11 protein-coding genes are annotated in these 12759 nt (G+C 37.6%); all 11 read left to right on the plus strand.

Features of this window, described 5'->3' with window-relative positions; all coding sequences use genetic code 11:
• The first annotated feature begins 64 nt into the window (after positions 1-64).
• The 11 genes from tviB to ACP7AA_RS08985 all read left to right on the plus strand — a co-directional run bounded on the left by tviB (position 65) and on the right by ACP7AA_RS08985 (position 12679).
• Positions 65-1342, plus strand: coding sequence for a Vi polysaccharide biosynthesis UDP-N-acetylglucosamine C-6 dehydrogenase TviB (gene tviB / locus ACP7AA_RS08935; RefSeq protein WP_426223327.1), 1278 nt, complete (start codon positions 65-67; stop codon positions 1340-1342).
• 23 nt (positions 1343-1365) lie between these two features.
• Positions 1366-2397: an NAD-dependent epimerase/dehydratase family protein gene (locus ACP7AA_RS08940; protein ID WP_426223328.1), complete on the plus strand. Its 1032-nt coding sequence runs from the start codon at positions 1366-1368 to the stop codon at positions 2395-2397.
• A complete protein-coding gene (locus ACP7AA_RS08945; RefSeq protein ID WP_426223329.1) occupies positions 2394-3614 on the plus strand; it encodes a lipopolysaccharide biosynthesis protein in 1221 nt (406 codons plus the stop codon). The genes ACP7AA_RS08940 and ACP7AA_RS08945 overlap by 4 nt, the downstream gene beginning before the upstream one ends.
• Positions 3614-4801, plus strand: a complete 1188-nt coding sequence (locus tag ACP7AA_RS08950) for a hypothetical protein (RefSeq protein WP_426223330.1) — start codon at positions 3614-3616, stop codon at positions 4799-4801. The genes ACP7AA_RS08945 and ACP7AA_RS08950 overlap by 1 nt, the downstream gene beginning before the upstream one ends.
• The gene (locus tag ACP7AA_RS08955; RefSeq protein ID WP_426223331.1) at positions 4782-5591 is read left to right on the plus strand and encodes a glycosyltransferase; all 810 of its coding nucleotides are present in this window, start codon (positions 4782-4784) and stop codon (positions 5589-5591) included. Before ACP7AA_RS08950 ends, ACP7AA_RS08955 begins: the two co-directional genes overlap by 20 nt.
• Before the next feature lie 3 nt (positions 5592-5594).
• Positions 5595-6809, plus strand: a complete 1215-nt coding sequence (locus ACP7AA_RS08960; protein WP_426223332.1) for a glycosyltransferase family 4 protein — start codon at positions 5595-5597, stop codon at positions 6807-6809.
• Positions 6810-6818: 9 nt separating this feature from the next.
• Positions 6819-7448 (plus strand): sugar transferase, encoded by a 630-nt coding sequence (locus ACP7AA_RS08965; RefSeq protein ID WP_426223333.1) that lies wholly within the window; start codon positions 6819-6821, stop codon positions 7446-7448.
• Entirely contained in the window at positions 7441-8100 is a 660-nt protein-coding gene (locus tag ACP7AA_RS08970; RefSeq protein WP_426223334.1) for an acetyltransferase, read from the plus strand. The genes ACP7AA_RS08965 and ACP7AA_RS08970 overlap by 8 nt, the downstream gene beginning before the upstream one ends.
• Positions 8101-8204: 104 nt before the next feature.
• Positions 8205-9407, plus strand: coding sequence for a DegT/DnrJ/EryC1/StrS family aminotransferase (locus tag ACP7AA_RS08975; protein WP_426223335.1), 1203 nt, complete (start codon positions 8205-8207; stop codon positions 9405-9407).
• Between the two features lie 116 nt (positions 9408-9523).
• Positions 9524-10972 (plus strand): capsule assembly Wzi family protein, encoded by a 1449-nt coding sequence (locus ACP7AA_RS08980; RefSeq protein WP_426223336.1) that lies wholly within the window; start codon positions 9524-9526, stop codon positions 10970-10972.
• A 633-nt stretch (positions 10973-11605) separates the two neighbouring features.
• Positions 11606-12679, plus strand: a complete 1074-nt coding sequence (locus ACP7AA_RS08985; RefSeq protein WP_426223337.1) for a polysaccharide biosynthesis/export family protein — start codon at positions 11606-11608, stop codon at positions 12677-12679.
• Positions 12680-12759 lie beyond the last annotated feature (80 nt).

Here is a 12759-nt window from a genome sequence, read left to right on the forward strand (position 1 = left end):
CTCTCAATAAATACCCTAAATACTATTTTTCAACTAAAATTGGTTAGATAAACAAAGGAAAATTATGCTAGATATTAACAATATAAAAATAGCAGTTATCGGACTTGGCTATGTAGGTCTGCCTTTAGCAGTTGAGTTTGGTAAGCATCTGTCAGTAGTGGGCTTCGATATCAATGCCAGTCGTATAGCAGCCCTGTGTGCAGGTACAGATCATACCTTGGAAGTCAGTGATGAAGAGCTGACCCAAGCGTCACATTTGAATTATAGCTCCGATATACAAGCGCTTAAAGACTGTAATTTTTTTATTGTTACGGTACCGACGCCTATCGATGATTATAAACAGCCCGATCTTACACCTTTAATTAAAGCCTCAGAAGCTATCGGTAGTCTACTTAAAAAAGACGATATTGTCGTTTATGAATCAACCGTCTATCCGGGTGCCACAGAAGAAGTTTGTATTCCGGTGTTGGAGAAAGTCTCGGGATTAACCTTCAATCAAGACTTTTATGCTGGTTATAGTCCTGAACGTATCAATCCTGGTGATAAAGAGCACCGCGTTACCAATATTTTAAAAGTAACGGCGGGCTCAACGCCTGAAGTCGCTGATTTTGTGGATGAAGTATACAATTTAATTATTACTGCCGGCACTCATAAGGCAGCAAGCATCAAAGTAGCAGAAGCGGCAAAGGTGATCGAAAACACCCAAAGAGATGTCAATATTGCCTTAATTAATGAGTTAGCCGTCATTTTTAATAAAATGGGTATCGATACCCAAGCAGTCTTAGAAGCGGCTGGCACCAAGTGGAACTTCTTACCGTTTCGTCCGGGTTTAGTCGGTGGTCACTGCATCGGTGTAGATCCTTATTACCTAACTCATAAAGCACAAGCGATTGGTTATAATCCAGAGATTATCTTGGCCGGTCGTCGCTTGAATGACAGCATGGGTGAGTATGTGGTCACGCAACTGGTCAAAACCATGATTAAAAAGCGTATTCAAGTTGAAGGGGCAAAAGTTCTGGTCTTAGGGCTGAGTTTCAAAGAAAACTGCCCTGATGTGCGTAATACCAAGGTCATCGATATCGTCCATGAGCTAGAAGAATATAATATCGAAGTTGATGTCTATGACCCTTGGGTAGATAAAGCAGAAGCTGAGCGTGAATATAATGTGACGCCTATCAGCAAGCCCGCTATGAATCACTATGATGGTATCATTTTAGCCGTTGCGCATAATGAGTTCGTCGAGCTGGGTGTAGAGCAGATTAGAGCCTTTGGCAAGAATGAACACGTGCTTTACGATTTAAAGTATGTTTTCACTAAAGAAGACACTGATATCCGCCTATAAATCTATAAAAAATACGGAAAGTAATGGTTATGACGTTCACTGCATATAAAAAAGTTCAAAAAGTACTAATTAATGAACCAAAGACTTGGCTGATTACTGGGGTAGCGGGATTCATAGGCTCTAATTTACTAGAAGAGCTATTGTTACTAAATCAAAAAGTAGTCGGTTTAGATAACTTTGCGACGGGTTTTCAGCATAATCTAGATGAAGTGCAGGGTTTGGTAAGCAAAGATCAGTGGCAGAACTTTACCTTTATAGAAGGCGATATTCGTAATCTAGATGACTGTCAGGCAGCATGTATAGGCGTAGATTACGTATTGCATCAAGCAGCATTAGGTTCAGTACCACGCTCTATCGCTGATCCTATTAATACTAATGATACCAATATCTCAGGCTACTTAAATATGCTCGTAGCAGCTCGTGATGCTCAGGTAGCTAGCTTTACCTATGCGGCGAGTAGCTCAACGTATGGCGATCATCCAGCATTGCCAAAAGTCGAGGATGCTATTGGCAATCCATTATCACCCTATGCGGTGACTAAATATGTCAATGAGCTGTATGCAGATGTATTCTCACGTACTTATGGCTTTAAGACGATTGGTCTACGTTATTTCAATATCTTTGGTAAACGCCAAACGCCTGATGGTGCATACGCCGCGGTAATACCAAAGTGGACGGCTGCTATGATCGCAGGTGATGAGGTGTTCATTAATGGCGATGGCGATACCAGCCGCGACTTTAACTTTATTGAAAATGCGGTACAGGCCAATATTTTAGCAGCGACTGCTACTGAAGAAGCTAAGAACCAAGTATATAATGTGGCTGTTGGCGGTCGTACTACCCTTAATACACTGTTTTCAGCACTGAAAGAACATTTAAGTGCTAACGGAGTTAGCTACACTCAAGAACCAGTCTATCGAGATTTTAGAGCAGGAGATGTGCGTCATAGTCAGGCTGATATTAGCAAAATACAAAATGCATTAGGCTATGCGCCGCAATTTGATATTATTCAAGGCATTGAGAAAGCGATGCCTTGGTATGTGAATTATAAATGAAGATATCTTTAAAAATATTTAATACTATTGCTGCAAGAGGGGGAGTCGCTTTAGGTAACTTTTTACTCCCTATATTAATTGCTAGCTATTATGGTTTAGAGAAATTAGGGCTTTTTGCAACTATTATCTCAGCTATTACTTTTTTCCATATAATCCTTAAGTTTGGAATGGATAAAGTATTAATGAGAGAGGTAGCTAAATTAGAAAAGATCAAAGAGTTTATTGTTTTGGCTCTAAAAATATTTTTAATAGTATTGATGTTCTTAACGTCATTAATAGCTGTTTTTAAAGTATATATGAATTTCGACTTTGAGCAATATATTCATTATATATTAATAACGTCTATACCCTTTACTTTAGTTTTCTTAAATTCAGCTATTATACAAGCATTAAGTAAACCTGATTTAGGTCTAGTGTTTAATCCTGGTTTAGTTAGTCTGCTGTTATGTGTCTTAATATTTTTCTTACATCATCAAATAAGTGTCAATGAATTGTTAAGCATCTATAGTTTAATGTTATGGATATTATTTTTAATTTCATCTATATGTGTCCTATTCTTTATAAGAAATGAGAAAAAGTATAGTATAAAAATTTTTGAGAAGAAATCCTTTATTAAGACTTCTTTTGTTTTCTTTATTATATCTTTTTTTATATATTCTCAGCAGATTAGTTTAACATTTACTCTGAATTATTTTGAAGACTTAAATACTGTTGGCTTGATCAGGTATGTAGAGAAAATTTCTTTAATATTTACTTTCCCACTAATGGTAGTTGTGGCTATTTTCTCGCCTAGATTTTCGTTTTCTTTTTACAAAAAAGATACTATCAAGTTGAAAAACAGTTTCTTTGAAGCTCTTAAGCTTTGTTCGGTTTTAGGTTTTATACTGTTTCTAGGTCTGATTGTATGTTGGATATTATTTAAACAGTTTATACCAAGTGAATATGAGAATTTAGTTATCTATGCCATACCTTTTTTTGCAGCTCAGTTTTTTAATTTGGCAACTGGCCCTAGTGATGTTCTATTAGGAATGGTTGGAGAAGAAAAATTCTTATTATTTCTTACTGTTTTTTCTGGTTTGCTATCAATAGTTTTGTTTTATATATCGTTACTGTTTTTAGAACTTATCTATGCAGTATATATTATGAATATAATTTATATAATAAGAAATATTTTACAGCTTAGATATGCATTATTGTTTGTAAAGGAAAGTAAATAATGCTTTTAATATATATTCTTATTATTTACATGAATATTTGGCTGATTTTTTCAATAAGTTTTTATGGTTTTGCACAGATTATAACAGCTTTAATATCAGTTTTTTTCTTAATGCTAGTGCCTACAAAAAAAAACGCATTTGCAAATAAAAATATTAATATTTTGCTAATCTTACCTTTAATGCTTCTAATTTCAAACATAGGTTCTTTTTTTGTTTATGTTGAGCCTTCATTCATAGCCCGCGCTATTTACACAGCAACTCCATTAGTATTATTTTTATGCGTGCAAAGATTAAAATTAAAAAACATAGGTAAAGTTTTTAACTTTTTTTTGTACCTTTATATTGTAACTAACTTAATAGCACTGTTCTACTTTACTAAATTTAGTGTTGCTCACTCTAAATTTATCCCAGCAGTAGATTGGGCGTTTATGACTTCTAATAATATATCTTATCACACAACATTACTGGGATTTTTTCTTCTAATATTTTCCTATAAAATTAAAAAATCATTAAAGTTAACTTTTCTAGTAGTATTTTTGTTCACGATAATACATTTTTCAAAGTCACATATTGCCTTTTTAATGATTTCTTTAATTCTTTCTGGGTTAATAATATCTAAGTTAAAAATTAAGCTTTCTATTGTATTTATTTTCTCTATCATATTGTCAATATTTAAAAATTTAGATATTGAAAATATAGTTATTCAAATGAATATTAAACCGCTCTCTAGAATATATTATGGTTTATCAGAATTGCCATATTTGATTGAAGCTAATGGGTGGCAAGAGGGTTTGATAATAGCTGTTTCAGATATCGGCGATGAAACTAGAGCTGATATATATCTAAATGGTATAAACAATTTATGGAAAATAGGTTTCTTTGGTTCTGATCCAGATTTACATAACCTAGTATTCAATGGTAGGGATTATCATAATACGTTACTTTATTTTGCATATGAATATGGGCTGATAGGCTTGTTATTTTACTTTGTGTTTATCAGTACGATTTTTATGCTATCTTTAAGTATTAAGCAAAGATTTATTAAGTTTCTCCTCCTATCTGCTTTTTTCTATTTCATTTTTAGGTCCTTCTTTATCTCAATAGATATTGTTTGGATCACTATCTATTGGTTTTTTATATTATATATTTCTAATATTGGTGATTATTATGGTACTAGTAGATTTTGAGTTCGCTATATCTTGCCTAAATCAAGATATAAATAAAATTTATGATAATTTAAAAAATATCTTTGATAAGGAAGGTGTGCTTATACATATTATTCATCAAACTAGTGATGAAAATGATTATTCGAATGTGATAAAAGCTTTAATAGAGCATACGAATGTTAGATACACTAATCTGAAGAAACTGGGGCTTCCTTACAGTCGTAATTATGCATTGAAAAATTGCAGAGCTAAATATCTGATTCCCACCGATTCAGATGTTATTATATTCCCAGAAAGCTTAGATTCTATTAAAAAATTTTTTCAAATGAATGATGATGCAGATTTTCTAACGCTTCAAAGCTTCTATGATGAAAAATCTGAAAAACCAAGACGAAGTTTTAGTGCAACGAGATTTAAACATAACAAACGAACTTTATTATCTGTATCTTCGATTGAAATAATAATCAAAGTTGATAGTTTTTTGAGTAAAAAAGTGATGTGGGATTTAAACTTTGGCTTAGGCGCAAAGTTTGGCGGAGGGTTAGAAACAGTCATGTTACAGAATGCAAGTTCTGCTAAACTAAATGGTTACTATTTACCTTTACCTCTATGCTATCATAAAGAAGCATCATCAGGTAGTGAGATTACTATTGAAAGGGTTTTTATTAGATCTGCTGTATTTGAACAAATTTTTGGGAAAAACAGAGGTAAGATTATGTCTTTATTGTTCCATATTAAAAATTATAAAAAATATGAAACTCTAGGTTTTTTTAATATAATTAAAAAAATTATAGAAGATAAAGGTATATAACTTATGAATATAATATATTTACATCAGTATTTTAATACTCCAAGTATGTCTGGCGGGACTCGTTCCTATGAAATGGCAAAACGATTAATAGAATCTGGTCATGAAGTTCATATGATTACAAGTTGGACTAAAGAGACAGATCAAGATGATTGGTTTTATGAGCTGATAGACGGTATTCATGTACATTGGCTTCCCAACCCATATAGTAATAAAATGTCTTTTAAAAGACGTCTCATGGCATTTTCTAAGTTCGCTATAGCTGCCACCAGAAAAGCCATTTCAATTAAAAATTCTGACATCATATTTGCGACCAGCACGCCTTTGACTATTGCATTTCCAGGGGTAATAGCTTCTAAGGTAAAAAAAATACCTATGGTTTTTGAGGTAAGAGACCTATGGCCTGAAGTACCCATTGCGATGGGAGTTCTAAATAAACCATATCAAATTTACTTAGCTAAGCTATTAGAAAAGTGGGCATACAATAATTCTGAACATGTTATAGCTTTATCTTCTGGTATGAAAGAAGGAGTCATTCAAGCAGGTTATCCTGATAATAAAGTAACAGTTATTCCTAATAGCTCAGATAACAGCCTATTTGAAGTTAGTGATGCGGAGTACGATAGTTTTATAGCTAAAAATAAATGGTTACCAACTGGCAATTCACTTATTTATACAGGTACTTTCGGAGTAGTGAATAACGTAATTATTGCCGTAGATATTGCTGTAGAACTAAAAAAACGCAATTCCGATATTTCTATTGTTTTGATAGGTGATGGTAGTCAATATGATGAAATCATTGACTATGCAGAGAATAAGGGTGTTCTCAATAAAAGTATTTTTATAAAAAAGCAGGTTCCAAAACAGGAAATACCTTTTTATCTAAAATATGCTTCAATTGCCTCTAGTTTTGCTATTGATTTGCCTGCTATTCAAGCCAATTCAGCAAATAAATTCTTCGATGCGCTAGCAGCTTCAAAGCCTATACTCATAAATTACGGGGGATGGCAAAAAGACATTATTGAAAAAAATCAATGTGGGGTTGTAGCGTGGAAAAAAACTATCCCAGAAATAGTTGATGAACTAGAGAGTTTTTTATACGATGAGAAAGTATATAAGCAAGCTTGTATTAACTCTAAGCAACTAGCGCTTAATGAATTTTCAAGAGACAACCTTGCTAAGAAATTGCAAACAGTCCTACTTGATGCTTGCAAAAAATAGAGGTTTTAAATGATAAAAATAAAACGCCTTTTCGATATCACTGCTGCGACCACCGCTTTGGTCGCTTTATCTCCGGTATACGCCATCACCGCTTATAAAGTCAAAAAAAACTTAGGCTCGCCGGTGCTATTTCGTCAAACACGCCCGGGTCTAGACGGTAAGCCGTTTGAGATGATTAAATTTCGTACCATGAAAGATGGCATAGATAGTGATGGCAATCTTTTGCCCGATAGTGAGCGCTTGACTGTCTTTGGTAAAGCACTACGTAATAGTAGTTTGGATGAGCTACCTGAACTGTGGAATGTCGTCAAAGGTGATATGAGCTTAGTGGGGCCGCGTCCATTATTAATGGAATACCTACCGCTATATAGTAAAGATCAAGCGCGTCGCCATAATGTGCGCCCTGGTATTACCGGTTATGCGCAAGTCAATGGTCGTAATGCCATCGGTTGGGATAAGAAATTTGAGCTTGATACTTGGTATGTAGATAACCAGTCATTGTGGTTAGATATCAAGATATTGCTTAAGACAGTAAAAAAAGTGGTTATTAAAGATGGTATTAGCGCTGACGGTGAAGCGACAATGAGTAAGTTTACTGGTTCTCAAAACCAATCAGCTTTAGAAAATAGCTATGAGTAAAGTATTTGCCGTCTATGGTGCCTCAGGCTGTGGTCGTAGCTTAATGCCTGTAGCCGTTGATCAATTACAAAGATTAGATGCTCAAGCAGATAGCCAAATCGTATTTATTGATGACGCATTAGATAAAGATGCGAATGTTAACGGCTATACAGCGATGAATTATACAAAATTTAAAAGTATAAAAAGTGATGATAAATTTGTCCTGATTGCCATTGCTAATAGCAGCATTCGTGAAAAAATTGCAGATAAATTGGTTCAAGATGGTATCTCATTGTGGACAGTAAAAGGAACGACCACCTTAATTATGGATGCAGTCAGTATCGCTGCCGGTGCTGCACTCAGTCCGTTTGTCACTATTGCTGCTAATGTGACTATCGGTAAGTGCTTCCATGCCAATCTATATAGCTATGTCGAACATGATTGCGTGATTGGCGACTATGTCACCTTTGCCCCGCGCGTTAGCTGTAATGGCAATATTCATATCCATGACCATGCCTATATCGGTACAGGAGCAGTCATCAAACAAGGCACACCTGATAAGCCATTAATTATTGGTAAAGGTGCCATTGTTGGGATGGGGGCGGTTGTTACCAAAGACGTGCCAGCGGGAGCTGTCGTGGTTGGTAATCCTGCAAGACCCCTCAATAAATAAAGAGTATAAATAAAAAATCAGAATCAAATATTTCGTTATAAATTACTAATCATCAATGATGAATCACGAATCATCAATTATAAATAAGTACCATCGAGGCAACTATGTTAAACACCCCATTTTCACCTTGGCCAAGCTTTACTCAAGAAGAGGCTGATGCGGTCAGTCAAGTATTATTATCCAACAAGGTAAATTACTGGACAGGGCAAGAGTGTCGTCAGTTTGAGACGGAGTTTGCTAAATGGGCTGATAGCAAATATGCCATTGCGATGGGTAATGGTACGTTGGCATTAGACGTTGCCTTACAAGCGTTAGAAATTGGCGCAGGCGATGAAGTAATCGTCACGCCACGTACCTTTATTGCGAGTATCTCATCAGTCGTCAATGCGGGAGCAACCCCTGTTTTTGCTGATGTCGATGAGGCAACTGGTAATATCACGCCTGAGTCGATCGCGGCGGTATTGACGGCTAAAACCAAAGCTATCGTCTGTGTGCATTTGGCAGGTTGGCCTTGTGATATGGATGGCATCATGGCGTTGGCAGAACAGCATAATCTATATGTGATAGAGGACTGTGCACAGGCGCACGGTGCACGTTATAAGGGTCGTAGCGTGGGGAGTATCGGCCATATCGGTGCGTGGAGCTTTTGCCAAGATAAAGTAATGACCACAGGCGGCGAGGGCGGTATGGTTACCACCAATGACGAGCAATTATGGCGCAAAATGTGGGCGTATAAAGACCATGGTAAAAGCTACGCCGCTGTCTATGAGACCGAGCATCCACCGGGCTATCGCTGGCTACATGAAAGCTTTGGTACCAATTGGCGCATGACTGAAATGCAAGCAGTGCTTGGGCGTATCCAATTAACGAGAATGCCTGATTGGACCGCCAAGCGTACGGCTAATGCGCAAGCTATCTTAGATACCTGTGCTAAATGGGAAGCAAAAGGCTATCTGTCTGTACCAAGATTAGAAGAGTCGCTGCAGTTTGCAGATTCGACCCATGCCTATTATAAACTTTACGTCTATGTGCAGTCAGATAACCTACCTAAAGAGTGGTCAAGAGATCGTATTGTTCAAGAGATAAATGACTTAGGGGTGCCTTGTTTTTCAGGATCCGCTTCTGAAGTTTATCTGGAAAAAGCGTTTGATAATACAGGTTTACGTCCTGAAAGCAGATTGCCAGTCGCCAAGCAGCTCGGCGAAACCAGCTTGATGTTTCTCGTGCATCCAACGTTGACAGAAGACGAAATTAAGCAAACCGTACAGGCGATTGATAGCGTATTTGCGAATATACATAACCAATAAGATATCAGTTATTGAGTTAAATTTAGTTACGTTAATGCAAATTGATATTTGACCCATAGTATTTATAAGCCATTGGCATTTATAATAAACCCTTTATAACCGAAGAGTATGTGATCATGTACAAGAAGCTAAGCATTTTATTGGGTTTTGGTGTCTTATCCTCAGTGTCGGTGTTGGCATCTGCACAAAACCTGTATATGAACGATCTAAAGCTTAAGGCAGATCTTGATTGGCTGAATACTCAAGGGGTCGCGCAGATTAGCACCAGTACTTGGCCACTGACAGCCAACGAGATCAAGCGCGCTTTAAATACAGCTAATGCCCAGACGCCAGCGCAGCAGCAGATCCTACAGTCGGTACAAACGCGATTGAATCAGAACCGCAACTCAGTGGTAAAAGGCTCGGCAGCCCTGCATATACAAACCGACAGAGATCAGCTACCACAAAAATTTGCTGATGATAAGCTGGCGGGTCAACAAGGAAGCGTTGGCGTGTCGCTTAGCGAAGCGGAGTGGGAATTTAATTTACAAGCCAATTTAAAAAATGACAAACTCATCGATGACAGCTCAGACGTTAGCTTTGAGGGCTCGTACCTTGCTGGTACTGCTGCTAATCAGTGGTTGATAGCGGGTAAAATTCCAACGTGGTGGGGACCTGGGCATGATGGTAGCCTTATTCGAGGCGATGCAAGCTTACCAGTGACAGGTTTTACCATGCAGCGAGATCAGCAAACTGCGCCGATATCCCCATATTTATCGTGGGTCGGACCTTGGCAATATCAGCTATTCGCCGGTCAACTAGAGGATTATGAAGCGATTCCTGATGCTAAGCTGTTTGGTGCACGCTTAACTGCTAGCCCATGGGAATGGTTAGAAGTCGGTGCTTCACGTACCTTTATGTGGGGCGGTGAAGGTCGTCCACAGAGTTTTGGCTCCTTTACTGACGCTCTTTTAGGAACCAAAGATAATGCTGATGATGGTAATGTAGACGGTGACCCTGCCAATCAGTTAGGTGGTTTTGATGCGCGCTTAAGTTTAGCGCCATTAGTCAATGTTCCTGCTGGCGTTTATGCGCAATATATTGGTGAAGATGAAGCAGGCGGCTTACCAGCTAAAAACATGTATTTAGCCGGTGTTGATTATGCATCTGCTGCTTACGGCAAACCTTATCAGCTGTATGCGGAGTATACAGATACCCGCACAAGCGGTGAGGTAAGAGGTATCTCTTATGACCATAGTATTTATACCGACGGCTATTATCAGCAAGGCTTCCCATTAGGCTATGCGCTAGGCGGTGATGCGGAAAGTATCGCACTTGGTGGCCGCTTATGGCTCGATAACCGTAACTTTATTAATGCAAAAGTACAGCATGCTAGGGTGAATCAAGCCGATGAAGCCATTAATCAAACATTCCCAACGACTGATAAGCTGACTGGTATTGATGTGGCTTGGGAGCATCAATACAACCCCAAAGCACTTATCTCCAGCCGAATTTGGGCGGTAGATTCAGATATCCAGTCGACTGATGTCGGCGTAGGTGTAGGTATTGAGCTACAGACTTATTAAGTTCAATTTGAATGGATTTAAATAGGAGTCGTTACTAATGTAACCACTCCTATTTTTTTGTCAAAAATTTCATTATTTGCTAGGGCTTATTTTCTATTTTGAAAATAAAAATAAAATAGTTTTTTATCATTCAAAAGAAATTTTGCGGAGGATAAGAACATATTGTCTAGAAAAATGATTGAGTATCGCCGCCAACCAACCCCACTAATTGTCCTTTCATCAGCTCTAACACTGCCACACAGCTAACCACCACGCCAGTTTTATATAACGCGCTATCTAACGAGCTACTAGCTATTTATCTAATAGCTGATCGTATAACTACTATCAGATAATGGTTCTATACTATTTTTTATATAACCCTCTTAGCCAATGTAAGTAATAAATAAGTTTTGTTGCTAAATGTTGTTGGATAGTATATAAATATATAAGTGTACGTGAATATTTAAATTCGATTAAGTGTATATAGTCGTTAATTTGTTGATAAATGTTCACTAGGTTGTGACTCGTATTATGACTAAGACGTTTTTTGATTGTAATGTAGTTATTTAATGAGTTTTTCATAGTTCTACATTATGAAAATTACGGTATCGCTAATCGCTGTTACTGATAGCCACAGTTTACAAGGAATTTACTATGGGCGGATATTCATCTCCATTATCGACGATAGCGTGCTTAGTGCTCTTCACTGTCACATCTGGTTGTAGCAGTATTAATTCTGGACTACAAGCGGGCAACTTACCGCCCAGTGGTGCCTTTGTCGCAGAAAATGGTATTACCTTCAATGTTCAACCATTAGACGTCACGACCTTACCCGCTAAGCAAGTCCCAGTTCTCGACAATGAGCTATATAGCTTAGTAAAAGCTTCAAGACCAATAGAGTATCGTATTGAAGCTGGAGACGTCATGAGTATCGTGCTCACTGACTATCCAAATATCAGTGCATCAACATCAAGTATTACTGTCGATCAGCAAGGCTTTATTCAATTTCCATTGATAGGCCGCCTGAAGGCGAGTGGCATGAGTGTGCCGCAGTTCACTGCAGTATTACAAGGTAGGTTGCAACGCTATCTAAAATACTCAGACCCGCAAGTCAGAGTCATCAACTATCTTGGTAGCAAATTCTTTATCGATGGAGAAGTTACTAAGTCTGGCGAATTTCCTATTACTGATGCACCGGTCACCTTATACGGCGCTTTGTCCATGGCAGACGGTACTACTACGACAGGCGATTCAAATAATATTGTATTAAATCGCCGAGGTAAAAATTATAACTTAGGGTTGCAGTCATTAAGGCAGATGGGGCTATCTGCCAACCAAATTTATATACAAGATGGCGATTCCATTCATGTCAATAGCCAAAGCCGTAATAAAGTTTATGTCTTGGGAGAGTTTGGTCGAATCGAACCAGTCGCTATCCCTGAGCAGGGGCTTAGCTTAGCGCATGTACTGGGTGAATCAAGTGGTTTAAATGCGAACACAGCCAATGCTGCCAAAGTATATATTGTCCGTGATAACTCAAAGTATAACTATACCAATATCTATTATGCCGATATGCAGACTATCACCGGCTTAGCATTGGCAAATCGCTTTGAGATGCAAGCCAATGACATTCTTTACGTTGATCCTACGGGCCTAACTCGTTGGAACCGTGTGATCAGTGCTCTTTTACCATCAACTTCTGCAATCAGATCAATTTCAGACTTTTAAACGATAACAGTTATGGCGTTTGATAATATCGTCACAAGCCTTGAATAATGGACTAAAAAAATAAGCTGACTGACTAACAC

This window comes from Psychrobacter sp. DWR1-2-3 (assembly GCF_049896465.1).
Classification (GTDB): Bacteria; Pseudomonadota; Gammaproteobacteria; order Pseudomonadales; family Moraxellaceae; genus Psychrobacter; species Psychrobacter maritimus.